The following is a 24302-nucleotide window of genomic DNA, read 5'->3' as shown; positions in this document are numbered from 1 at the left end:
CCAATTTCAGCGCTGAACCCTGCTCTGGTAGCAAGATCCTGCTCGGTCAACGGCGGCCGGACCTGGCGATGACCGAGAGGATGTAGCCCGGGCGTTTCAGGTCGTCCCAGGTGAAGCGGGCGATCCGCACACCCGGGTACAGCGCTTGCAGCGCGTTCTGGCGCTTGCGGTCCTTGGCCAGCGCTTCGGGGAGGCTGTGCGGGGCCAGGCCGTCCGCCTCCCCGATCAGGCGCAGCCCTTCCCACCAGAAATCGGTGATGGCGAGAGTACGTCCGTCGGCGTCGAAAAAACGGTGTTGGAGATCGGTGGGCGGCAGACCCCCGTCCGTGCAGATGAGACGGACACGTGTCTCGAGCGGACTCTCCGCACGTCCGTCCGCGAGGCCCCACCAAGGGCGGGACCGAACACATCCTTTGCGGCCGTTGTTGGCGGCCTCCAGTTCCTCCAGGCCCTCTTCCAGGATGAGCTTCTGGTGCAGGGCCGAATCGAGGAGGGAGACCGCGGCGGCACGTCCCACTCGGAGAACGGTGTCGCGCAAGGTCCTGTCGGGGGTGGTGGCACGGATCGTCCCGTCCACGCTCGCGACCTCCTCCGGACCGACCTGCCAGCTGTGCAGTGTGACGTGGTGGTGGTGTCGTTGCGCACCCAGCGCCGGGATCACCATGTGGACGGTGTGGCCGTCCCAGGGCGGCAGCCCTTGCATACCCCACAGGTGGGCCGCTGTTTCTCCCCCGGCGAAGGAATGCGGACCCAGTGCGAGCTGGGCTGCCATGACGGACGACCGGAGAAGCTGTCGCTCATCGGCGCGTTCTTCCAGCGCTCGCAAGGCGTAGACCCCGGTGTAGGGGTGCCGGAGCGTCCCGTCGCGTTTGAGGGCGCGGACATCGCTCTTACTCAACCCTGCATCCCGGGCCTGGTGCCAACTGAACACCCCGAACTGGCGGCCGGCGATCGGGAGGATCCTGCTCAGGGGCGAGTGGACAGGTGCGAGAGGCATGCCCGGCAAGCACGGGCTGGTCACGGTGGTGTTCTCCATGACACCAGCGTGCAGAGGCGTCGGTCTTTCCGGCAGAGCCGCTTTCCCCCTGTGGATAACCCCCGGGGATCTTGCTACCAGAGCACATTTCAGCGCCGAAGTCGGCTCCAGTAGCAAGATCCCCGCTGGAAAGCACCGCACAGGAACACCCGCGCCCGCACGCGTGTTGGACCCCACGGCGCACCCCGCGCCCCGGGTGCCCGGGAAAACCGGTTGCCCGGCCTTCTACCCTTGACTACTGATGAGCACCACCACGCCCGCGACCGCGGAACCGACCCCCGGCGCCCTGCGCGCCCGGCTGCGCGACCTCATGCCCGCCGACCGGCACCGCCTGCGCAGGCGGCTGGACGGTCTGGAGAAGATCCGGGACGAGCGCCGCCGGGCGTCCGTGCTCGCGCAGATCGCCCGCGACACCGACGAGGCCGAACTGCGGGTGCAGCTGCGCCGGGAGTCCCTGCCCGAGCTCCACTACCCCGAGGAGCTCCCGGTCAGCGACCGGCGCGAGGACATCGCCGAGGCGATCCGCGACAACCAGGTCGTCATCGTGGCCGGTGAGACCGGGTCCGGCAAGACCACACAGCTCCCCAAGATCTGTATGGAGCTGGGCCGGGGCGTGATGGGCACCATCGGCCACACCCAGCCCCGCCGGCTCGCGGCCCGCACCGTCGCCGAACGCATCGCCGACGAGGTCGGGACCCCGCTGGGCGAGACCGTCGGTTACAAGGTGCGCTTCACCGACTCCTCCAGCAGCAACACGGTGGTCAAGCTCATGACCGACGGCATCCTGCTGGCCGAGATCCAGCACGACCGGATGCTGCGGCAGTACGACACGCTCATCATCGACGAGGCGCACGAACGCAGCCTCAACGTCGACTTCCTGCTGGGTTACGTCAAGCAGCTCCTGCCCAAGCGCCCCGACCTCAAGGTCGTCATCACCTCGGCGACCATCGACCCCGAGCGGTTCTCCCGCCACTTCGACGACGCCCCCATCGTCGAGGTCTCCGGCCGCACCTACCCCGTGGAGGTGCGCTACCGGCCGGTCAGCGACGAGATCCTCGACCCGGAAGAAAAAAACCCGGGCGGTGGCACCGACCGCGACCAGACCCAGGCGATCCTCGACGCCGTCGACGAGCTCGGCAAGGAGGCGCCCGGCGACGTCCTGGTCTTCCTCAGCGGCGAACGCGAGATCCGCGACACCGCCGAGGCCCTGGAGAAACAGAAGCTCCCCGGCACCGAGGTCCTGCCGCTGTACGCACGCCTGTCGGCCGCCGAGCAGAAACGGGTGTGGAGCTCCCACCGCGGCCGGCGCATCGTGCTCGCCACCAACGTCGCCGAGACCTCGCTGACCGTGCCCGGGATCAAGTACGTCATCGACCCCGGCACCGCTCGCATCTCCCGCTACAGCCACCGCACCAAGGTCCAGCGGCTGCCCATCGAGGCGGTCTCGCAGGCCTCCGCGAACCAGCGCAAGGGCCGCTGCGGCCGTGTGTCCGAGGGCATCTGCATCCGCCTGTACTCGGAGGAGGACTTCCTCTCCCGGCCGGAGTTCACCGACCCCGAGATCCTGCGCACCAACCTGGCCTCGGTCATCCTGCAGATGGCCTCCCTCGGCCTGGGCGACGTGGCCGCGTTCCCGTTCGTGGACGGGCCCGACCACCGCCAGATCAAGGACGGCGTCAACCTCCTCGAGGAGCTCGGCGCCCTGGCCGCCGGCGACACGAACAAGGGCGGCAAGCGCTCCCTGACCAAGGCCGGCCGCCGCCTGGCGCAGCTGCCCGTCGACCCGCGCCTGGGCCGGATGGTGCTCGAGGCCGAGGAACGCGGCTGTCTGCCCGAGGTCCTGGTCATCACCTCCGCGCTGTCCATCCAGGACCCGCGCGAGCGCCCCGCCGACAAACAGCAGCAGGCCCAGCAGGCGCACGCCCGGTTCAGCGAGAAGGAATCGGACTTCCTCGCCTACCTGAACCTGTGGAAGCACCTGCGGGAGAAGCAGCGCGAGCTCTCCGGCAACCAGTTCCGCAAGCTGTGCCGCGAGGAGTACCTCAACTACCTGCGCGTACGCGAGTGGCAGGACATCCACGGCCAGCTCCGGCAGGTGCTGCGCCAGATGGACATCGAGGTGCCCGCCCCGAGCGAGAACGCCGCCGACCCGCGCGGTGTGCACATGTCGCTGCTGGCCGGGCTGCTGTCCCACGTGGGCCTCAAGGACCCCGACAAGCACGAGTACCAGGGTGGACGCGGCGCCCGGTTCGCGATCTTCCCGGGTTCCGCGCTGTTCAAGAAACAACCCCGCTACGTGATGGCCGCCGAGCTCGTGGAGACCTCCAAGCTCTGGGGCCGCATGGTCGCCAAGATCGAGCCGGAGTGGGCCGAGGAGCTCGCCGGCCACATCGTCAAGCGCCAGTACAGCGAGCCGCACTGGGAACGCAAGCGCGGCGCCGTCATGGCCTTCGAGCGCGTGACCCTGTACGGCGTCCCGATCGTGGTCCAGCGCAAGGTCTCCTACGGCAAGATCGACCCGGTGCTGTCCCGGGAGCTGTTCATCCGCCGCGCCCTGGTCGAGGGCGACTGGGAGACCCGGCACCACTTCTTCCACGACAACCGCAAGCTCCTGGACGAGGTCGAGGACCTCGAGCACCGCGCCCGGCGCCGCGACATCGTGGTCGACGACGAGACCCTCTTCGACTTCTACGACCGCCGCGTGCCCGATCACGTCGTCTCGGCCGCCCACTTCGACTCCTGGTGGAAGAAGGCGCGCCGCACCGAGCCCGAGCTGCTCGACTTCACCCGCGACGAGCTCATCAACGACGGTGTCGACGAGGTCAGCGAGGACGACTACCCCGACACCTGGCGCCAGGGGCCGTTCGTCTTCCCGCTCACCTACCAGTTCGAGCCCGGCAGCGACTCCGACGGCGTCACCGCGCACGTGCCCGTCAAGTACCTGAACCAGATCGAGAACAAGGGCTTCGACTGGCAGATCCCGGGCCTGCGTGACGAACTCGTCACCGCACTGATCCGGTCGCTGCCCAAGCCCCTGCGCCGCAACTTCGTGCCGGTGCCCGACAACGCCGCCAAGGCGCGCGGCGGCCTCGACCCGGCCGGCGGTTCCCTGCTGGAGGCGCTGGCGGCCGAGCTCGGCCGGATGTCGGGCGAACGTGTCAAGGCCGGCGACTTCGACCTGACGCGGGTGCCCGACCACCTGCGCATCACGTTCCGGGCCGTCGACGACAAGCAGCGCACGCTCGCCGAGTCCAAGGACCTGGAGAAGCTGCGCGTCAAGCTCAAGCCGCGCCTGCGCGAGGCCATCGTCACCGAGGCCAAGGGTGTGGAACGCCAGGGCATCACGTCCTGGGACTTCGGCACCCTCGAGCAGACGCTCGAACGCAAGGCGCTGGGTCCCAACGTCAAGGGCTACCCGGCGCTGGTGGACGAGGGCGAGAGCGTCGCGATCCGCATCTTCGACACCGCACCGGAGCAGCGCGCCGCCATGCGGGCCGGAACCCGCCGCCTGCTGCTGCTCACCGTGCCCTCGGTCGCCCACGCCGTCAGCAAGGGGCTCAACAACCCCGACAAGCTGGCGCTGGCCGACAACCCGCACGGGTCGGTGAAGAAGATGCTCGCCGACGCCGAAGAAGCAGCCGTCGACCACCTGCTCGCCCGCGAGGGCGGCCCGGTGTGGAACGCCGAGGCCTTCGCCTCCCTCGCCGAGAAGGTGCGCACCGACCTGGGTGAGACCCTCGCGGAGATCCTCGACAAGGCCGCGCGGGTGCTCGTGCTGTGGCGCAAGGTCTCCAAGAAGGTCAAGGGCAGCACCTCCATGGCCGTGCTGCCCTCCCTCAACGACGTGCAGGGCCAGCTCGGCGAGCTCGTCTTCGACGGGTTCGTCACCCACGCGGGCCTCGCGCGCCTGGACGACGTGCACCGCTACCTGCGCGGAATCGAGTACCGCCTCGACAAGCTGCCGGAGAACCCGCGCCGCGACCAGGTGAACATGGCCAAGGTCGTGCAGATGTCCGAGGCCGTGCGCCAGGTGCGCGGGCGGCTCAAGCCCGGACGCGAGGCCGACCCGGACGTCGTCGAACTGCGGTGGATGCTGCAGGAGTACCGCGTGAGCCTGTTCGCGCAGGAGCTGCGCACCGCCTACCCGGTCTCCGACAAGCGCATCACCAAGGCGATCGAGGCCGTCAAGACCGCCGGCAAGAAGTGACCCGCCCCCGGGGTCCGCGCGGCCCCGGGGCTGAGCCTCACGCCATGGTCCGCGCGATGTCGCTCATCTTCCTGTACAGGCGCATGCTTCCGGGGATCCCCCGGAACCCGTGCTTCTCGTAGAAGGTGTGGGCCTCCTCGTCGAGGGCGTCCATGACGAAGAAACGCACGGCGAAGACCTCGTTCCCGGTGAGAGCGCGTTCGAAGGAATCGACCAGGAGCACGGGGCCCAGGCCCTGCCCCTGGTAACGGGTGTCCAGGGCCAGCCGGGCCAGGAGCACCGCCGGGACCCGCTGCATGCCGCCCCGCGCCATGGGTTTGGGCAGCTCCTCGCGTTCCAGCGTCAGGGACGTGAAGGAGTAGTAGGCCGCGACCTCTCTCCGGCCCTCTTCGCACCAGACGAACGTGGCGGCGGTGTTGTTGGAGCGGGCGTGGAGCGCGCTTCTGCGCAGCCACGTGTCGAGCTCTTCCTTGCCGCAGGAGAATCGGTCGAGGTCGTGCTCCCGGCTGAGGGACTGGCAGGCGAACACGGACGGTTACCTCTTCTTCACGGTCGAGCGGTGTTTGCGCACGGCGGCGGAGAGCTCCTCGATCGGCTCGGCGGGTTCGTCGAGCGAGTCGATCATGGCGTCGAAGAACTCCGGGGGGACCGTGGCGGACTGCTCACGCTCCACGAGCTCCTGCGCCGCTTCACGCGCGGCCCGGACCACGAACTTCGAGGTCGACTCGTGACTGAGGCGTGCGGCTTCGAGGAGGAGCTCCTTGTCCTCCTGGCTGACTCTGACTTCCAGGCGTTCCGTGGCGGTGCTCATGGGTGGGCCTTCCGGTGTGGGGCTCGGCCGGGTTTCCCGTCCCGGACCGCGAAGCACCTCGATTGTACGGCAGTTGTACGGAAAACACAGGTCATCCGATGCACGAAAAAGGCGAGGCGCCGACCCGGCCCGGTCGGCACCCCGCCTCCGGTCCGGTTCAGACCCGGCCGGTCGCGGCGTTGCGGCGTTCCTCGTTCTGTTTCTTCGAGCCGAAGAAGTCGCCGCCCTTGCGCAGGGTGTCGTCGGTGCCCCACGCCTCCTCCGTGCCGACCTTGCGCAGGTGGGGGATGTGCTTGCGGCAGTGGATGTAGGCCTCCTCGACCTCGACCACCATCCACGCCAGCGCCTTCTGCCCCGGCACCTGCGGCTGCGGCAGGCCCGGCACGCGGGGGCGCAGCTCCGTGTCGACCATGATCCGCACACGGCCGTTGACGTGCAGGCCGATGCGTTCGCGCTCGAAGTCCAGGAACATGAGTCCGATGTGCGGGTTCTCGGTCACGTTGCCCACGCTCGCGAAGACCCCGTTGCCGCGGAACTCGGGGAAGGCCAGCAGGCGGTCGTCGATGACGTGCACGAACCCGGGCGGTCCGGCGCGGAAGCTCGAGTCGCACTCGCCGCCGGCGTCGGACGTGGCGATGAACAGCATCTCCTGCTGGGCGATGAACTCGCGCATCGTCGGGTTCAGGTGGTCGAGCATCTGGTCCCGGTAGAACCGGGAGGCGCGGTCGGAGGTCCCCATCGCCTCCTGGACGCGGTGCTCGCCTTGGGAGCCGGGGAGGGGGATCTGGCTGTCCTGTGTCATGTGCGAGGGCTTTCGACGGTGGGTGTGCGAAAAGCGGGGAGCGGGGCGTCGAGCGGGGCCGGGGCAGGGGCCGACGGTTCCGACCGCCCGGGGGAGCCTACGCGTGGGGTCCGGAGCGTGCGGCGGCGCGCTCGGCACCGGCGATCATGTGGGCGGTGATCCACTGGTACACGAGTACCCACGCCGAGCTCATCGAGGACGACCACGTGGGGGAGACGTCGCTGACCGCGCGGATCAGGGCCCGGCCGACGTGGGGGTAGTGCTCGGCGCGCACCCCGAGCTCCCTGTAGTGCTGGTACCCCAGCTCACGCAGGTAGTCGGCGATGTCGTCGGGGGTGTCCAGGTATTGCACGACGGCGATGAGCGCGTCGGCCATGCGCTGTTCCTGGGGCCCGATGTCCTCGGAGAACATGTCCCTGACCTCGGGGACCATGGAGAACAGGTTGTCGTAGAAGGCCGTCGCCAGCCGCGTCGAGCCTTCGGGCAGGCCGACGACGGAGTGGCGCACCAGGTCGATGACGTCCTGGCTCGGGAGCGGTACGTCGGAGAGGGAACGGAGTGTCACGGACGGGTCCAGGGTGCGGGAGACAGGAGAAAGGAAGCCCGGGACCGGAGACCCGAAGAGGGCCCCAGGGGATGGTGAGCGGCCGGGGGGACGGGCCGACCGAAACAGCCTGTCCGGGTTTCGGACACGCCACTTCGGTCTTTTGGGGAGGAACTGTAACAGATTCGCTAAGACGCGGAGAGTCGTCGCACCGTGGCTGCCCCATCACGTTCCGTCCACCGCGGCCCCCGTGTCACTGCCCCAGGAACCAGTCCGCGAACTCGGCGAGGTCCGCGCACACCCGGTCCGGGCGCCACGGACCGTCCCCCGTCCGCTCCGCCGGAGTGCTCCCGCTGAGGAGCAGGGCCGAGGACAGGCCCGCCTCGTTGGCCATCCGGATGTCGGTGGCCAGACGGTCACCGACCATCCAGCACTGCTCCGGCGCGAGACCCAGCCGGGCCGCGGCCGCGCGCGCCATCGTGGCGGCCGGTTTGCCGACCACGATGTCCACGTCCCGCCCCAGGGCCGTCTCCAGGGCGGCGATCTGGGCCCCGCAGTCGGGGAGCTCGCCGTCCTCCACCGGACACGTGGGGTCCGGGTTGGTGGCGGCGACGTAGGCGCCCCGGCGGGCGGCCTGGAACGCCGCGTTGAACGTGGCGTAGTCCAGGTTCCGGTCCCACCCCATCGCCACCGAATCGGCCTCCTCCCACCGCGAGACCGTGGTCAGCCCGGCAGCGGTCAGTTCTTCGTGCAGCGGGGCCTCGCCGACCACCAGGACACGCTGCTCAGGGCCCAGCCGCTGCATCAGGTGCCGGGCCAGGACGTCGTTGACCGTCACGAGGTCGTCCGGGTCGGCCGGTACCCCCAGCGCGGTGAGCTTGTCGGCGTTGCTCCGGGCGCGCTCCACGGATTTGTTGGTGGCGAACACGACCCGGTGTCCGGCCGCGCGTATCCGTCTCAGGGCGGAGTCGGCGCCCGGGATCAGGCTCTCCCCCCGGTAGACGGTGCCGTCCAGGTCCACAACGAGACCGGGCATGAACTGCACTCCGTTCCACACACGATGTGCCGCCCGTGTTCGCCACGAGCGGCACATCCCCGATCATCCGGCGGTGCGTCGTCGGCCGCCGTTCAGTACAGCGAGTTGCGGCTGAACTTGTAGGCGATCTGCTGCAGGCTGATCACGATCACCAGCAGGATCACCGACATCGCCGCGGCCGGGTAGCGTTCGCCGCGGAGCAGGTTGTTGAAGATGTCGCGGCTCATCGGTTCCCAGTTGGACGGGGCGATCAGCACGGTCAGGCTGGTCTCCTTGAGCACCGTGACGAACACCAGGATGCCTCCGGCGAACAACGCGGGGCGCAGCAACGGCAGCACCGTCGTCATCACCGCGGTGATCCGGTTGGCCCCCAGGCTGCGCGCCGCCTCCTCGACATCGGTACCGATGGCCTGCATGGCGCCGACCGTCGGACGCACCATGTAGGGCAAGCGGCGGATCGCGTACCCGACCACCAGCAGCAGGGCCGTGCCGTACAGCGCCAGCGGCTGGGTGTTGAAGGTCTGCATCAGCGCCAGCGCCAGGGCGATACCGGGCACGATCAGCGGCATCGTCGCCAGGAAGTCCAGACCGGCCGCGCGGTGGCGCACCGTGTAGTAGGCCACCGTGGACGCCACGAACAGCGCGATCAGCAGCGCGCCGCCGGCCAGGGTGAGGCTGTTCGCGATCGCGCCCCAGGACCGGTCCAACACCCGCTCGTAGTGCGCGAGGGTGAAGCTGTCCGGCAGGAGCGTGCCGCGCCAGGTCGTGGCGAAGGACAGCACCAGCACCGACACCAGCGACAGCACGGGGATCAGGGTGAAGGCCGTGGTGAACACCGACAGGCCGGTGCACAGCCCGCGGTGGCGGACCAGCGGCGCCGGCTGCCCCCCGCGTGCGCTGAGCGTGCCGTAGTCGCGTCCCCGCAGGACCATGCGCTGCAGGGCGAAGAACAGCGCCACGACCACGACCATGACCATGACCAGGACCGAGCCCGCCGCCCAGTTGTAGAAGCCGGCGATCTCGCGGTAGGCCTGCACCACGATCAGGTTCAGACCGTCGATCCCCAGGATGATCGCGGCGCCGAAGTCACTGAAGGTCGTCGCGAAGATCAGCAGCAGCGCGGACAGCAGCGAGGGCAGCGCCAGCGGGAGCGTCACGGTCAGGAACGTGATCACCGAACGCGCGCCGAGGCTGGAGGAGGCCTCCTCCACCTGTGCGCTGCTGATCCGGAACGCCGCGACCATGGGCCACAACGCGAACGGGAACAGGAAGAACAGCAGCACGAGCACGAGCCCGGTCATCGAGTACGGGTTGATGAGCTGGCCCGAGCCGCCCACCTGCTGCCAGAGTCCGGTGACCCAGCCGGCCTGGCCGAACATGGTGATGAAACCGCCCGCGGCCGCGAACGTGGGGACCACCATCGGGATCGTGCACAGGACACCCAGGGTGCGCTTGAACGGCATCGCGGTACGTGCGAAACCGTAGGCGATCGGCGTGCAGAGCAGCATCGCCAGCAGCGCGACGCCCAGCGCCAACAGCAGGCTGTTGCGCAGCGCCTCCATGTTCTGCGCCGAACCGACGGTCTCGATGAACGTGGCGAACGAGGCGCCACCGAGGTCGGAGATGTTCTGGTCGCGGATCTCCCCGTCCACCAGCGAACCGAAGATGTTCACGGTCTCGCCGGTGAACGCCACGACCACCATGGACAGCAGCGGGATGATCAGGAACAGGGTGAAGAAACCCAGCACCAGGACCCTGCACAGGGCCAGCAGGTCCAGGTGGAAGGAGCGCTGGCGGCGTTTCCTCCCCGGCGGGGGAGCTGCCGGGGAGGGCTGTTCGCCCCCGGGCGGATCGGCCACTGCGGTGCTCACGACGAACCCCCCTCGGCCACGATGATCCGGTCCGGGTCGATGGACAACCGCACCTCGGTACCGACGGACAGGAGCGCGTCGGCGCCCCGGAAGGTGTCGGTGACCTCGACGAGCTGCCGGGTTCCGGTGAGCACGTCCGTGTCGCCTGCGGCCCCGGTCCCCTCCGCGCCTTCCGTTGCCCCCGGGGCCTCCGGTGCCGCCGGGGCCTCCGTGGCTCCGGCGCCCTCCGTTCCGGCGGCCGGCGCACCGTCGGCCGCGCCGATGTCCACCGTGTAGACGATGTTGGGCCCGAGGTAGGTCACCTTGGTGACCGCGCCGTCGAACGTGTTCCCGGGGTCCGGTCCGGCGCCGTCCCTGGGCCGGACCGAGAGCGCCTCGGGCCGCATGATCAGCCGAACCCCGTCGCCGACGGCGGCCCCGCAGTCGGACACGCGTACCCGTTGGCCGCCCAGCCGCACCTCGGCGCCCGCGTCGTCGGCCTTCTCCACGGTGGTGTCCACGATGTTGGAAGAGCCCACGAAACGCGCGGCCCACGACGAATTCGGCCGGTCGTAGAGGTCGGTGGGCCGGTCCACCTGTTCCAGACGGCCGTCGCGCATCAGGGCGACCCGGTCGGCCATGCCCATGGCCTCTTCCTGGTCGTGGGTCACGAAGATCGTGGTGATGCCGACCTCGCGCTGGATGCGGCGGATCGTGTCGCGCATCTGGATCCGCAGGTTCTTGTCCAGGTTGGACAGCGGCTCGTCCATCAACAGCACGGCCGGGCGCCGCACCAGCGCGCGGGCCAGCGCCACACGCTGCTGCTGGCCGCCGGACAGCTGACTCACCTGGCGCTTGTCATAACCGACCAGCCCGACCTGGTCGAGCGCCTCGTGCACCTGTTCACGGATCGCGGGGGAGGAACGGGCGATGCGTTTGCTGAACAGCCCCGCGAACGCGCTGATCCTTCCGTTGTAGAGGTCCCGCATCAGCAGGCCGTAGGCCACGTTCTGGAACACGTCGTAGTGGGGGAAGAGCGCGTAACTCTGGAACACCATGCCGGTGTCGCGCTTGTGCGGCGGAACATCGTTGATGAACCGGTCCCCGATCCAGATCTCGCCCCGGGTCGGGCTCTCGAAGCCCGCGATGCAGCGCATGGTCGTGGTCTTGCCGCAGCCGGAGGGGCCCAGGAGGGCGAAGAACTCGCCGTCCTCGATCTCCAGGTCCACGTCGTCGACCGCGACGGTCGCGTTGGCTCCCGAGCCGAAACTCTTGGACAGGTTCCGCAGACTGACGGATACCATCGTTCACCTTCCTGGCAGCTGCTGAAGCGGGGCCGCCCCCCGCAGAGACGGTGCCGGCTCCGGCCCGACTGTGCGGGTGGGCCGGGGCCGGCACCTGCGGCACGCTGTGGAATCCGCTCACCGGAGCGGGTCGCCCTAGCCGATCCGCTCGCGCCATTCGTCGCGGGCGTCGTCGTAGTTGTCCACGACCCAGTCGACGTCCAGGTCCTGGGCCTGCGCCTCGACCTCCTCCATCGTGATCGGGGTGCTGGCCTCCACGTCCTCGTCCAGTGGGATGTGCTGCCAGTCGGCGCGGATCTGCTGGCCCTCGGTGGACATCATCCAGTCCATGAACTCCTCGGCGCCCTCCTGGTTGGGCCCGTCGCTGATCCGGGCGATCGGGTTGACCAGGACCGGGGTCTCGTCGGGGATGTGGAAGTCCACCGACTCGCCGCGGTCGGCGTGCTGGTAGGCCATGAAGTCGTAACCCACCGCGATGTTGGCCTCCCCGGTCGTGATGGCCTCGGTCGGGGCCCCGCCGGAGTCCGGGATCGCGGTGGCGTGGTCGGCCAGGGTCTCCAGGTACTCCCAGCCCTCTTCCTCACCCATCTCCATCAGCTGGCTGAGCACCAGCAGGGTGGCGGTGCCCGAGGCGGCCGGGTTGGGGAACTGCAGCTCGCCCGCCCAACGGTCGTCGGCCAGCTCCGCCCAGGTCTGCGGAAGCTCGTCCTCGTCGATCTCCTCGGGGTTGTAGGCCAGCCCCAGGACGAACAGCTCGGCGCCGGTCCAGCCCCAGTCCGCGTGGCGCACAGGGATGTCGCCCCGGGTCTCCTCCATGTCCTCGACGGTGGAGGGGGTGTAGGGCTCGATGAGTCCCTGGTTCAGTGCGTTCTCGAACGGCATCCAGCCGCCGCCCCCGTACCAGACGTCCCCCTGGGGGTTGTCGGACTCGGCGATCATCTCGTTCACGAGTTCATTCGTGCCCGAGTAGTTGACCTCCACCTCGTAGTCGTGTTCCTCCATGAACGCGTCGGCCAGCTCCTGGGTCATGTCCGGCGTTTCGGGGGAATAGAAGTTGATCACGGCGTCGTCGCCGCCTCCGAAACCCCCGCAGCCGGAGCTGACCAGCACGACCGCACCGGCGGCGGCCGTCAGCCTCAAGCCCTTGTTCATCTGCGCTCCTCTCACACGGCCCGGGAACGGGGGTGGCCGCTCTCTCGGACCAACCCGGCACCCGCGCGGAACCCCGAACGGGTCAGGCAGCGCTCACCGGGCACATGGCAGCGGGGGCCGCATGCCAACAGGGTGCCTCCTGATGGGGAAGCGTTGTTCGCTACCGGTTCTGTTCGGATTTCGGACAATAAGCAGGTTCCTATAGCTTCGTCAAGAGAATGGGTAGTAGAAACGTCGTCCCATGTACTTTTTGGTTCGTGGCCGAAAATGTGATGTTTTCCTGTTGTCCGTGTTGCTGATTTTTGATGGGGCGTCCGGAGGAATGCGGGCGGGTCCCGGTCCGGACGGTCGGACCGGAACCCCCGTGGCGGCGCCGTCGGGGGCGGAGGGCTCGCCCGAGCCCCTCCCCGGGGGACCTTCCCGTGGTATAGACCACGTGACACGACCGAACCCCCGGGAACGAGGTCCCACGTGAACGCAGGCCCCACGCCGCACCCGGCGTCCCCCGAAGCCGACCCGCTGACCGGGCGCCGCATGCTCTACGTCGGCACCTACACCCCGGGCTCCGAACCGGCGGGCCGCGGCGAGGGCGTGTACCGGGTGTGGTTCGACCCGAACACCGGCGAGTTCGAGGACGGGGGTGTGGCCGCGCGGCTGACCGGGCCCTCCTACCTCGCCCTCAACGCCCACCGGCCGTGGATCTACGCGGTCGGGGAGCGGGCCGAGGGGACCGTCACGGCGCTGCGTATCGAATACGACGGCGGCCTCACCGAGCTCGGCTCCGAGCCCAGTCACGGCTCCTCGCCCTGCCACGTGCTGGCGCTCGGCGACCACGAGGCCGTCGTCGCCAACTACGCGGACGGCCGGGTGGCAGTGGCCGGTTTCGGCCCCGACGGCGGGCGCCGGTCTGAGCCCGACGTGTACTCCGGCGAGCACGAACCGTGGCAGCTGTTCGAGCACACCGGCCACGGGCCCGACCCCGACCGGCAGGAGGGCCCGCACGCGCACAGCAGTCTGCTGGTGCCCGACACCGTCGATCCGGATCTGTGCACCCTGCTCGTGGCCGACCTGGGCACCGACGAGCTGCGGGCGTACCGGGTGGGGGAGAAGGTCCCGCCCGAGACCGGAGAGCCGTCCGAGGGGTCCGGTCCGGGCATGAAGTTCGTCCCCGGCGGGATCCAGGGGCGGGTGAGGCTCGCACCCGGTTCCGGCCCCCGCCACATGGCCCTGTCCCAGGACGGCCGGCACGTGTACGTCACCGGGGAACTCGACTCCCGTGTGCACGTGGTGCGCTGGACCGGCGACATCGACCACGCGCAGTACCTCGGGTCGGTGCCCGCCACCGCGGAGGAGGCCGCCGGCACGAACTTCCCCGCCGAACTCGCCCTCCACCGCGACCGCCTGTACGTGTGCAACCGCGGGGCGGACGCGGTCTCCACCTTCGCCCTGCGCGACGGCGGCGCGCGCCCGGAACACCTCGCCGACACCCCGGTCGGGGCCTGGCCGCGCCACTTCGCCGTCGTTCGGGGGCACCGCGACGAACCCGACCACCTCGTCGCCGCCGCGCAGAACGGCGGCTCCCTCATGTCCCTGCGCCTGGACCCCGAAACCGGGATCCCCGCCGACACCGGGCACCGGCTCGCGCTGCCCGACCCGGTGTGCGTGCTCCCGGTACCGCTGCGCCGCATCCGGCGGGGGCAGCGGCCCGGGGGCTGACGGGTCGGGGCGGTCTCAGCCGCGCGGGAGCGGGGCGGCACGTGGGTTCATGCGCGCAGCTCCTTGCGTTCCGGGACGGCCCGCGGGCTCACGCCCGCAACTCCTTCCTGAGGATCTTGCCGGTCGGCCCGGTCGGCAGCGCGCTCATGAGGCGGATCTCCCGGGGGTACTTGTAGGCGGCCATGCGCTCCTTGCAGAACGCGACGAGGTCCTCCTCCGTGGCCGCCGACCCGGGGCCCAGCACCACGCAGGCCACGACCTCCTCGCCCATCCGTTCGTCCGGGCGCCCGACCACCGCGGCGCCCGTGACGTCGGGGTGCTCGTACAGGACCTCCTCGACCTCGCGCGGGTAGACGTTGTATCCGCCCCGCACCACGAGGTCCTTCTTCCGGTCGACCACGTAGAAGTAACCGTCCTCGTCGGAGTGGCCGAGGTCGCCGGTGTGGAACCAGCCGTCGCGCAGCACCTCCGCGGTCGCGTCGGGCCGGTTCCAGTACCCCTTCATGGTGTTGTGGCCACGAACGACGATCTCGCCGACGTTGTCCCGCCCCGGCGGGAGCTCGCGGCCCTCGGGGTCGACCACGCGCACGCGCACGCCCCAGATGGGCCGGCCGATGGAGCCGACCTTGCGCTCCTCGGCGCTGGTGTTGACCGTGGTGCTGCTCGCCGTCTCCGAGAGACCGTACCCCTCCAGGACCACGATCCCGGGGAAGGTCTCCTCGACCTCGCGCATGACCTCGGCCGGCATGGGAGCCCCGCCGCACGAGCCGATGCGCAGCGACGACAGGTCCACGCCCGAGGTGTCGGCGCGCAACAGTTCCTGGTACATGGTGGGCACCCCCGCGAAGATGGTGCACCGGTACTTCGCCAGCGCCGCCACGACGGCGTCCCGCTCGAACCGCTTGACCAGCACGATCGTGCCGCCTCGGCGTACCGCCCCGTTGAGCACGCTGGAGAGCCCGAACGCGTGGAACAGCGGCAGGACCGCCAGGCTCACGTCGTCCTCGCGCAGCCCGAGCTGTTCCCCGGAGACGGTGCAGTTCATGTAGAGCTGCACGTGGGTGAGCTCCGCGCCCTTGGGCCGCCCGGTCGTGCCGCTGGTGTAGAGCAGCACGGCGGTGTCGCCGGCCTGCACCGCGGCCGGTTCGCCGCAGTCCTCGGCCCGCAGCAGCGCGTCGAAGTCCGTGGTCCCCTCGGGCCGGTCGCCGCCGCAGGCCAGCAGGACCTGAGGCCGGGCGAGCCCGTCGGCGACTGCGGCCTCCACCCCCTTGAGCGCGGTCTCGGCCGCCCGGGTGTGCGCGACGAAGACCCGGGCCCCGGAGTCGTGGAGGTGGTGCGCGATCTCGGGAGCCTTGAGCAGCGGGTTGAGCGGGACGAGGACCAGCCCGGCCTTGAGCGCGCCGAAGTAGGTGAACAGGAACTCGGGCACGTTGGGCAGCTGCACGGCGACCCGGTCGCCCCGCTCCAGTCCCAGTTCCAGAAGGGCGGTGGCGACGCGGCCGGACGCCTCGTCCACATCGGCGTAGGTGAGCGTGGCGTCCTCGTCGGTGTGGCAGAGGGGCTTGTCGGGGTGGGCGATCCGGGACTCGGTCAGGATGCTGGCGAGGTTGAAGCTCAACGCGGACCTCTTCCGGGGGGTGAGGGCTCACTCGAAGCCATCGGGAACGCACTCGTACCTGATGGCCCGGACGCTACCACGCGTGTGATCTGACGCACAGGGGATTGCGTCGCCCCGGAGTCGCCGTTCCGGGTCGGGTGTAGCGGTGAAACGCCCTCGCGCGTAGTATCAATACTGATACTTTTTCGACGTGGCCAGTATTGACGACCTCCTCGCACGCATGCGGAACCAGCCGGCCTCCGTGAGGTTCGCCGACCTTCAACGCGTGTGCAGGCACTACTTCGGAGATCCCCGACGGGCCAAGGGCTCTCACGAGATCTACAAAATGCCCTGGCCGGGCGACCCCCGCGTCGACATCCAGAACTTCAAGGGCCAGGGCCTGCTTGGCGAACACCGATTACCTGCTGCGCGTCGCCCCAGCGGCACTCTCGCAGCGTTCTCATCAGTCGACGGCGTGGCCGCCGACTCCTTCTTCGGCCTTGCGATAGCACCACTGGTTGCGCCGCTCGCGACGGAAGGCGTCCACCAAACAGGCCCTCGGCGAAGCCGTACCAGGTGAAGCAGGTTCTCGCCGCGATCGACAGGCTGGAGGAGCAGTGATGGGCAGAGCAGGCCACTACGCCTACCGTGTGCGCTGGTCGGCCGAGGACCAGGCCTACCTCGGCACGGTCGCCGAGTTCCCTTCCTTGTCGTGCCTCGAAGGCGACCGCTCCGCCGCTTTCACGGGGATCCAGGAGCTCGCGGCCGACGTGGTCGAGGACATGCTCGACTCCGGGGAGCAGCCGCCCGAAGCGATCGCGGACCGGGCTTTCTCCGGCAAGTTCATGGTCCGCGTGCCCCCGGAGGTGCACCGGGAACTGGCCATCGAGGCGGCCGAGCAGAACGTCTCGCTCAACCGCCTGGTCTCGGCCCGTCTCTCCGGTCCCGCCGGTGCCGGGGCTTCGGTCGGCGACGCGTCCGGCGGGTGAGGCGTTCGGGGCAGGTGCTCAGCCCTCCGCCTCGAGGTGGCGCATCAGGGCCACGGACGCGCCGGTCAGATGGTCGACCAGGGCGTCCGGGTCGTCGACCATGCCGCGTTCGATCCAGTCGATGACCACCTGGGTGCAGCCCGAGACCATCGCCAGCTGAACACGCTCGTTCCGGACCCGGTCGCGTGGCCGGTCCAGCACCCTGCGGGACAGGCGCCCGAACAGCTCGGCGGTGCGGCGCATCAGCCCGCGCCGCCGCATCTCCATGCGCGGGGCGTTGATGTAGATGACCCGCGCCCGGTCGGGGTGCTCGCGCAGCAGCCCCACCCAGGCGGACATCATCCCCCGGAAGAGCTCCTCCAGGCCGTCGGGGTTCTCCGGGGCGCCGCGGTGGATGCCCTCGAACAGCCAGTCGATCAGCTCCCGGTGCAGACAGCGCATGAGGTCGCGGCGGTCGTCGAACTCCTCGTAGAAGTGCCGCTTGGACACCCGTGCGCGCGAGCACACGTCGGCGACGGTCACCTCGTCGAAGGGGCGGGCGGCGAAGAGCTCGAGCGCCGCGTCCTTCAAGCGCGACCTGCGGTCGGCGGCGCGCTCCTCGTGGGAGCGTCCGCCGTAGGTCGAGTTCCGGGCTGCGCCGCGGGCGGCGGACGGGCGGTCCTGTCGGGTCACTGTGTCCTCTCCAGGGGATTTCGGGGGATTCGAGGCCGGCCCACGGGAACCGGGCCGGGCCGAACACCATAGATCCGTCGGCCCGGAGGCGCGGGGGAAAATCTGGAACGCGTGCGTTCCTGACTCTTGTGGGTCGACCACACCTCTCCCATACTGTGTCCCACGCCACACGGGCGAGTGCGGCGCCGCAGGGCCGCGGCCTCACGCACGACCCACCACCCCCGGAGGTTGACTTGGCCCTCCCCGACTCGCGCGCCACCGCCGCCGACACGCGGCGCGGCACCCTCGCCGACCCGCGCGTGATCATCGTCCTCCTCTTCCTCGCCAACCTGCTCAACTTCTACGACCGCACGATCCCCGCGATCGTCACCGAACCCATCAAGGCCGAGTTCTCGATCACCGACGCCCAGATCGGCATGATCAGCGCGGCCTTCACGATCGTCTACGCGCTCTTCGGCATCCCCCTGGGGCGGCTGGCCGACCGGTACTCCCGCAAGGCGATCCTCGTCATCGGCCTCGTCGCCTGGAGCCTGTTCACGGCGGCGACCGGGATGGCCGGCGGGTTCATCATGCTGGTCGTGATCCGCCTGCTCGTCGGGGTGGGCGAGGCGGCGTTCGCGCCCGCCGCCAACTCGCTCATCGGGGACATGTACCCCTCGAAGAAGCGCGCCGGGGCCACCGGGCTCTTCCAGCTCGGCCTGCCCGTCGGCCTCACCCTCGCCTTCTTCACCGTCGGCCCCATCACCGAGGCCTTCGGCAGCTGGCGGGCCGCGTTCGTGCTCGCGGCGATCCCCGGTCTGCTCCTGGCCGTGGTCATGCTGTTCATGCGCGAACCGGAACGCGGGTCCACCGAGGCCGACCGCGCCACCGACCGCGGGGACAAACCCTTCCGCCGGCTCCTGGCCGTGCCCACCCTGTGGTGGCTCTCCATCGCCGGGATCGGGATCCAGGTCTCCGCCTACGCCGTGGCGACCTTCAGCGTCCCCCTGTTCCAGCGCTACTTCGACACCAGCATGTCCATGGGCGGGATCTACGCCGGCATCACCATCGGTGTCACCGGGCTCATCGGCCTCACGCTCGGCGGACGCATCGCCGACTGGGCCAGCCGCGCCTCCGTCGTGGGACGGGTCCTGACCGGTGCGGTCGCGCTGTCCCTGGCCGCGCCCCTGACCTTCGGCGCCTTCCTGCTCGGGCCGGACTCGGTGGGGCTGTTCGTGCTGATCTTCTCGGCCGGGTGGCTGCTGCAGTACATGTTCTTCACCGCCGCCTACCCGGCCATCGCCGACGTCGTGGGCCCCCGCCTGCGCGGGACCGCCTTCGCCCTGTACCTGGCCGCGTCCTACCTGATGGGCGGGGCGTTCGGGCCGGTCGTGGCCGGAGCGCTCTCCGACCGCTTCACGGCGGACGCCGTCGCCGACGGACTCTCCGCCGCCGAGGCCGGCGCCGTGGGGCTGCACACCGGACTGATGGTGGTCATCCCCGCCGGCCTGCTCATCGCCGCGCTCGGACTGTTCGCCGCCACCCGGTACGTGCGCCGCGACCACCAGCGCATGCGCGACTCCCTGCAGGAGAGCGACGACGCCTGACCGCCCGCACCGATCGGCGTAGCCCTGCACCCGCACCGACCGGGCCGGGCACAGGAGGGGCCGTGCGGCACACGCCGCACGGCCCCTCCCACCCCCGGCATCGCCCCGGGGCTGCCGTGTCTCACCCCATCGTCTTCTGGCCGTCCAAGGCCTCGCGGATGATGTCGGCGTGCCCGCAGTGCTGCGCGGTCTCCCGCACCAGGTGCAGCAGGACCTTGCGCGCGCTCCAGAAGACCTCGCCCTCCAGCCACGGCGCCGGTGCGAGCTGGTGGCTGCGCTCCAGGTCGGGGAGGGAACGCACGTACTCCTCGGTCTCGCTCGCGGCCCGGTCGTAGTCGGCGAGCACGCTCTCCAGCGTCTCGTCGTCGACCAGGCGGAACGTGCGGGCGTGCTCCTCCATCTGCTTCGCGAACTCCGGCGACTCCACGTCCACGTCGAGGTCCTCGCCGTTCTCGATGAACTCCATCCATTCCCGCTCGACCGAGGTCACGTGCTTGACCAGGCCCGCCAGGGTCAGTTCGCTGACGGTGGTGGGCGTGGTGGCCTGTTCCTCGTTCAGGCCCTTCAGCGTGTGGAGCAGGAACCCCCGCTGTTCTGCGAGCACCTCCAGGGCGGCCTCGCGCTCGGCGTCGAGGGTGCTCGTGGTGCTGGTGGTCGTCTCGCTCATGATCGTTCGTCCCTGTGTCGTTGTGGCCTGTCACACAGAACGCTACGACCGGCCTCCGACATTTCCGCGGGCTTGCCCAGCCTCGGCCACAGCCGCGTGGCCGGAAGCGCTAGGGCCGACTGCGCTACCATCGCGGTCCTCGGGGCGGAAAGGCACAGTCTCCTCATCCGCACGAGCCTCGATGATGGCGCTGTCGGCGGCGTCTTCGAGCTCCTCGAGGTACTCGGCAGACACCAGCACCAGGCCTCGGGCGGCAAGCGCCTCCGCAAGTTCGGATGCCATGGGGTCGGGTTCCACGGGTTCAGCAGGCATGGATCTGTTGCTCCCTTCCGCACACTTCGGCGCTGTGTGCGCTGAAGACAGTCTGGCGGTACGGCACACGACCACCTCCATGGGTAGCGGTGTGACCCGGGTATCAGGAGGGTCCCCACAACGGCGCGGGCACGGAGTCTGTGACCCCCGCCCTCCACACGTGCCCCGCGCGTATCGGACAATGGGGCCTGTTTGTGACCTCCCACCACCCACCCCGAGGGGAAGACCCATGCCCGTGCAGCGGACCACCGACGTCCGGTACCGGGGCCTGACCGCCCGCGACCTCGCCCTCATCGCCGTGTTCGCCGCGCTCATCGCCGCCCTCAGCATGTTCGTGGCGATCCCGATCCCGTTCTCCCCGGTCCCGATCACCCTCCAGACCCTCGGCGTCATGCTCGCGGGCGCCCTCATCGGGTGGAAGCGCGGCACACTCGCCGTCGCCGTCCTGCTCGCGCTCGGTTTCGCCGGCCTGCCCCTGTTCGCCGGCGGCCGCGGCGGCCTCGCGGTCCTGGTCGGCCCGTCCGGCGGCATGGTCCTCGGCTGGCTCCTGGGCGCCCTGGTCATCGGCGCGCTCACCGAACTCATGCTCCGCAACGGGCGGTACCGGTTCTGGAAGGGCGCCGCGATCAACGTGCTCGGCGGCATGGTCGTCATCTACGCCGTCGGTGTGCCGTGGATGGCGGTCGTGCTCGGCGACGGCGCCCTGGCCTCCCTCATGGCGGTCGCGGTCTACCTGCCCGGCGACCTGGCCAAGGCCGTGATCGCGGCCCTGATCGCCGCGACCGTGCACCGCGCCTACCCGATCCCGCCCGCCGGGCGTCCGGTCATCTCCGCCGAGGAGGACCGCGCCTGATGCTGCGTCTGGAGGGGGTGAGCCACGCCTACGACGGGAACCCGGTCCTGCACGGCGTCGACCTCGAGCTGCGCGAACACCGGATCGGGGTGATCGGCGCCAACGGCTCGGGCAAGTCCACGCTCGCCCGCACGCTCAACGGCCTGGTCCTGCCCGACGCGGGGCGCGTGTGGCTGGGGGAGTGGAACACCCATCGCCATGCCCGCCACATCCGCCGCCGGGTGGGGTTCGTCTTCTCCGACGCCGCCAACCAGATCATCATGCCCACGGTCGCCGAGGACGTCGAGGTCGGCCTGCGCCCGCTGAAACTGGGCCGGGAGGAGACCGCGCGCAGGGTCGACGGCATCCTGGAACGCTACGGTCTCGCCGCCCACCGCGATCACCCCGCGCACCTGCTCTCCGGCGGCCAACGGCAGATGCTCGCGCTCGCCTCGGTCCTGGCCACCGAGCCCGAGGTCCTGGTCTGCGACGAGCCCACCACCCTGCTCGACCGGCGCAACACCCGCATGGTGCACCGGGTCCTGGACACCCTGGAGCAGCAGGTCGTCCTGTTCACCCACGACCTCGACCTGCTTGCCGGGTTCGACCGGGTGCTGGTCGTCGACGGCGGCCGTGTGGTGCACGACGGGTCCCCCGAGGATTCGGTCGCCTTCTACACCCGCCTCATGGACGCGACCCCGGCCACCCCGCACGACCCCGACCCGGTCGCCGGCCCCGCCGCCGAACCGGGCAGCACGCCCGACCCCGCACCGGAACCCGGCGGCCGCCGGTGAGCGCGGTCGGCCTGTACGTGCCCGGCACGGGACCCCTCCACCGGGTTCCGGCCGGGCCCAAACTCCTCGCCCTCCTGGTCACCGGTGTCGCGCTGGTCGCCGCCGCGCACCTGTGGATCTCGGTGGCCGCCCTCGCCGCGGCCGTGGCGGTCTACCCCGTGGCCGGCCTGTCCCTGCGCCACGCCTTCCGGGTGGTGCGGGTCCTGTGGCCGTTCCTGCTGGGCATCGCCGTGTTCCAGACCCTGATGGGGGAGTGGACCGAGGCCGTGCGCCTGTGTGCCCAGCTCGGTGCGCTGGTGCTGTTGGCCAACGCGGTCACGCTCACCACGCGGGTGAGCGCGATGCTCGACCTGTTCCAGCGCCTGGCCCGGCCCCTGCGGCACGTGGGTGTGGACCCCGACCGGGTCGGCCTGGTCCTGGCCCTGACCGTGCGGTCGATCCCGATGGTCGGCCAGGCCTGGCGGGCCGCCCGCGAGGGGTACCTGGCCCGCGGGATGTCCGGGCGCCCCCACCTGCTCGTGGTCCCCGTGATCGTGCAGTTGTTGCGGATGGCGGAGGCGACGGGCGAGGCATTGGTGGCACGCGGCATGGACGAGGGTGAACGAGAGGCCTGACCCCCGCTGGGGTACGCACTCTCGGCCGCATGGGGACAAGCGGTACCGATTCGGCATCGAGCGGGTGTTTTCCGGCTCTTTCGGGTGAATAATGACGGCACTCGACCCGCCTCCCCGTCCATGAAGCCGGTGATACCGTGCTCCGGCGTCCCCCCGCCGCACCCCGAGCCTGGACCAACGCCGCCGTGTCCGCCGTGGCAGCCCTCCTCATCCTGGTCGCCCTGCCCGCGTCCGGGGCCCCGGCCCAGCCCGACCCGCGCATGGTCCAGATGATGATCACGCGTGTCTCCGCCGACCTGGAACCCTTCGACCCGGTCCCCGACCCCGGGGCGCAACCGGGTTCGCTCGACGCCGAGACGCGCGCGGAGCTCACCGCCGAACTCGACGCCCTGGCCGTGGAGCACGACTTCGGCCTCGCGGTGCAGGACCTGCACACCGGTGCCGCCTTCAGCCACGGCGCCCACACCCAGTTCCCGACCGCGAGCGTGGCGAAGCTGTCGGTCCTGGCGATGCTGGTGCGGATCGCCGAGGAGGAGGACCGCGACCTCACCGACGCGGAGCTCGCCCAGGCCGAGCAGATGATCCGGCACAGCGGCAACGAGGTCACCGACGACCTCTACCAGCACATCGGGTTCACCGACGGGTTCGAGGAAGGCATCGAGGCGTTCGGCCTGCAGAGCACCGAACCCAACCCGAGCGGCGTGTGGGGCTCCACGATGACGACCGCCGCCGACCAGCTCCGCCTCCTGCGCGCCCTCCACCTCGACGAGGGGCCGCTGAGCGCGGAGGGCCGCGAGCAGATCCGCGCTCTCATGGAATCGGTCGTGCCCGAACAGGTCTGGGGCGTGTCCGCCGCGGCCGGCCCCGACGACACGGTCGGGCTCAAGAACGGGTGGACACCCCGCGACAACAACGGCGGCCTGTGGACGGTCAACTCCGTCGGGTACGTCGTCGGCCCCGACCGCGCCTACCTGGTGGCGGTGCTCTCCGACGGCCAACCCGACCAGGGCACCGGGATCACGATGATCGAGGAGGCCGTCCTCCTGGTCACAGGCGCCATGGAACAGGGAACCGTGCCCGACGAGCGGTCCCCCGACCGCTGAACCGGGCACGGACGCACGTTCGTGCGGGCTCTCACGCCCGGTGGCGCAGCACCGTCACGGCGAAGCCGGCCCCCTCCGACCAGGGCTTGAGGTCCCAGGTCGCGAACCGGTGCTCCACCTCCAGCCCGGCGGCGGCCGCGTGTTCGTCGAACTCGGCGAGGGTGAGCGTCCGGTCCAGGCCGAAACCCGCGACGACGAACCCGTCGGCCTTGATGTGGCGCGCGACGGAGGACAGCACGTCGGTCTCGGACCCGGGCGCCACGAAGCACATGACGTTGCCGGCCAGGACCGCGGCGTCGAACGGCCCCTCGATCCCGTGCCCGGGCAGGTCGAGTTCGGCCAGGTCGGCGACGGCGTAGGTCGGCCCGGGGTGGTCCTGGGCCGAGGCCTCGATCAGGACCGGGTCGACGTCCACGCCGACGACCTGGTGGCCGCGGCGGTGCAGTTCACCGGAGATCCGCCCGCTCCCGCACCCGGCGTCGAGCACCCGGGCCGCACGGGGCAGCATCGTGTCCACGAATCGCGCTTCCCCGGCGAGGTCGGCGCCTTCGGCCGCCATTCTGCGGAAGCGGTCGATGTACCACTGGGAGTGTCCGTCCTTGGTCTCGCTGAACCAGCGCGTCGCTCTGCTCATGACACGGACCTTAGCCGCGCCCGCACGGGTGCATGGCCCTCCAT

The 24302-nt window shown here is 70.3% G+C and carries 21 protein-coding genes; 8 read left to right on the top strand and 13 right to left on the bottom strand.

Going from position 1 to position 24302, the window contains the following annotated elements:
* Nucleotides 1-46: 46 nt before the first annotated feature.
* On the bottom strand, nucleotides 47-898 hold the full coding sequence (locus tag IDM40_RS19135; RefSeq protein WP_235997747.1) for an endonuclease domain-containing protein: 852 nt from the start codon (nucleotides 896-898) through the stop codon (nucleotides 47-49).
* 379 nt (nucleotides 899-1277) lie between these two features.
* Here IDM40_RS19135 and hrpA point away from each other — a divergent pair, with 379 nt between their 5' ends.
* Entirely contained in the window at nucleotides 1278-5243 is a 3966-nt protein-coding gene (gene hrpA / locus IDM40_RS19130) for an ATP-dependent RNA helicase HrpA (RefSeq protein WP_193123392.1), read from the top strand.
* Between the two features lie 37 nt (nucleotides 5244-5280).
* Here hrpA and IDM40_RS19125 read toward each other — a convergent pair whose 3' ends face one another.
* From IDM40_RS19125 to IDM40_RS19090, 8 genes are all read right to left on the bottom strand, one after another.
* Nucleotides 5281-5772, bottom strand: coding sequence for a GNAT family N-acetyltransferase (locus IDM40_RS19125; protein ID WP_193123391.1), 492 nt, complete (start codon nucleotides 5770-5772; stop codon nucleotides 5281-5283).
* Between the two features lie 6 nt (nucleotides 5773-5778).
* Complete coding sequence (locus IDM40_RS19120) at nucleotides 5779-6054, bottom strand: type II toxin-antitoxin system TacA family antitoxin (RefSeq protein WP_193123390.1); 276 nt, start codon at nucleotides 6052-6054, stop codon at nucleotides 5779-5781.
* 157 nt (nucleotides 6055-6211) lie between these two features.
* Nucleotides 6212-6856, bottom strand: coding sequence for a pyridoxamine 5'-phosphate oxidase family protein (locus IDM40_RS19115; protein ID WP_193123389.1), 645 nt, complete (start codon nucleotides 6854-6856; stop codon nucleotides 6212-6214).
* A 97-nt stretch (nucleotides 6857-6953) separates the two neighbouring features.
* Nucleotides 6954-7421, bottom strand: coding sequence for a globin domain-containing protein (locus IDM40_RS19110; protein WP_193123388.1), 468 nt, complete (start codon nucleotides 7419-7421; stop codon nucleotides 6954-6956).
* A 232-nt stretch (nucleotides 7422-7653) separates the two neighbouring features.
* Nucleotides 7654-8436, bottom strand: a complete 783-nt coding sequence (locus tag IDM40_RS19105) for an HAD-IIA family hydrolase (RefSeq protein ID WP_193123387.1) — start codon at nucleotides 8434-8436, stop codon at nucleotides 7654-7656.
* A 92-nt stretch (nucleotides 8437-8528) separates the two neighbouring features.
* A complete protein-coding gene (locus IDM40_RS19100; RefSeq protein ID WP_328807066.1) occupies nucleotides 8529-10307 on the bottom strand; it encodes an ABC transporter permease in 1779 nt (592 codons plus the stop codon).
* The gene (locus tag IDM40_RS19095) at nucleotides 10304-11590 is read right to left on the bottom strand and encodes an ABC transporter ATP-binding protein (protein WP_193123386.1); all 1287 of its coding nucleotides are present in this window, start codon (nucleotides 11588-11590) and stop codon (nucleotides 10304-10306) included. The genes IDM40_RS19100 and IDM40_RS19095 overlap by 4 nt, the downstream gene beginning before the upstream one ends.
* Before the next feature lie 135 nt (nucleotides 11591-11725).
* Nucleotides 11726-12742 carry an ABC transporter substrate-binding protein gene (locus IDM40_RS19090; protein WP_193123385.1) on the bottom strand — a complete coding sequence of 339 codons (1017 nt, stop codon included), beginning with the start codon at nucleotides 12740-12742 and terminating at the stop codon, nucleotides 11726-11728.
* A gap of 534 nt (nucleotides 12743-13276) precedes the next feature.
* Between IDM40_RS19090 and IDM40_RS19085 the strand changes: the two genes are divergently transcribed.
* Nucleotides 13277-14458, top strand: coding sequence for a lactonase family protein (locus IDM40_RS19085; protein WP_193123405.1), 1182 nt, complete (start codon nucleotides 13277-13279; stop codon nucleotides 14456-14458).
* An 88-nt stretch (nucleotides 14459-14546) separates the two neighbouring features.
* On the opposite strand, the gene IDM40_RS19080 is transcribed toward IDM40_RS19085, so the two are convergent.
* A complete protein-coding gene (locus IDM40_RS19080; protein WP_193123384.1) occupies nucleotides 14547-16076 on the bottom strand; it encodes a long-chain-fatty-acid--CoA ligase in 1530 nt (509 codons plus the stop codon).
* A gap of 599 nt (nucleotides 16077-16675) precedes the next feature.
* Here IDM40_RS19080 and IDM40_RS19075 point away from each other — a divergent pair.
* A complete protein-coding gene (locus tag IDM40_RS19075; protein ID WP_193123383.1) occupies nucleotides 16676-17044 on the top strand; it encodes a type II toxin-antitoxin system HicB family antitoxin in 369 nt (122 codons plus the stop codon).
* Between the two features lie 18 nt (nucleotides 17045-17062).
* Here IDM40_RS19075 and IDM40_RS19070 read toward each other — a convergent pair whose 3' ends face one another.
* On the bottom strand, nucleotides 17063-17716 hold the full coding sequence (locus tag IDM40_RS19070) for a TetR/AcrR family transcriptional regulator (RefSeq protein ID WP_193123382.1): 654 nt from the start codon (nucleotides 17714-17716) through the stop codon (nucleotides 17063-17065).
* A 233-nt stretch (nucleotides 17717-17949) separates the two neighbouring features.
* Here IDM40_RS19070 and IDM40_RS19065 point away from each other — a divergent pair, with 233 nt between their 5' ends.
* Entirely contained in the window at nucleotides 17950-19302 is a 1353-nt protein-coding gene (locus IDM40_RS19065) for a spinster family MFS transporter (RefSeq protein ID WP_216631014.1), read from the top strand.
* A 121-nt stretch (nucleotides 19303-19423) separates the two neighbouring features.
* Here the strand turns inward: IDM40_RS19065 and IDM40_RS19060 are convergent, their stop codons facing one another.
* Nucleotides 19424-19969 (bottom strand): DinB family protein, encoded by a 546-nt coding sequence (locus tag IDM40_RS19060; protein ID WP_193123381.1) that lies wholly within the window; start codon nucleotides 19967-19969, stop codon nucleotides 19424-19426.
* A gap of 541 nt (nucleotides 19970-20510) precedes the next feature.
* Here IDM40_RS19060 and IDM40_RS19055 point away from each other — a divergent pair.
* From IDM40_RS19055 to IDM40_RS19040, 4 genes are all read left to right on the top strand, one after another.
* Nucleotides 20511-21134, top strand: a complete 624-nt coding sequence (locus IDM40_RS19055) for a biotin transporter BioY (RefSeq protein ID WP_193123380.1) — start codon at nucleotides 20511-20513, stop codon at nucleotides 21132-21134.
* Nucleotides 21134-21907 (top strand): energy-coupling factor ABC transporter ATP-binding protein, encoded by a 774-nt coding sequence (locus tag IDM40_RS19050; protein ID WP_193123379.1) that lies wholly within the window; start codon nucleotides 21134-21136, stop codon nucleotides 21905-21907. The genes IDM40_RS19055 and IDM40_RS19050 overlap by 1 nt, the downstream gene beginning before the upstream one ends.
* Nucleotides 21904-22521, top strand: coding sequence for an energy-coupling factor transporter transmembrane component T family protein (locus IDM40_RS19045; protein WP_193123378.1), 618 nt, complete (start codon nucleotides 21904-21906; stop codon nucleotides 22519-22521). Before IDM40_RS19050 ends, IDM40_RS19045 begins: the two co-directional genes overlap by 4 nt.
* Nucleotides 22522-22715: 194 nt before the next feature.
* The gene (locus tag IDM40_RS19040; RefSeq protein ID WP_328807067.1) at nucleotides 22716-23624 is read left to right on the top strand and encodes a serine hydrolase; all 909 of its coding nucleotides are present in this window, start codon (nucleotides 22716-22718) and stop codon (nucleotides 23622-23624) included.
* A gap of 31 nt (nucleotides 23625-23655) precedes the next feature.
* On the opposite strand, the gene IDM40_RS19035 is transcribed toward IDM40_RS19040, so the two are convergent.
* Complete coding sequence (locus IDM40_RS19035; RefSeq protein ID WP_193123376.1) at nucleotides 23656-24258, bottom strand: class I SAM-dependent methyltransferase; 603 nt, start codon at nucleotides 24256-24258, stop codon at nucleotides 23656-23658.
* Between the last annotated feature and the right edge of the window lie 44 nt (nucleotides 24259-24302).

Origin of the sequence: Nocardiopsis coralli, from assembly GCF_014892575.1 — a bacterium.
Taxonomy (GTDB): Bacteria; Actinomycetota; Actinomycetes; order Streptosporangiales; family Streptosporangiaceae; genus Nocardiopsis; species Nocardiopsis coralli.
This window is presented reverse-complemented; position numbering and strand designations above follow the sequence as displayed.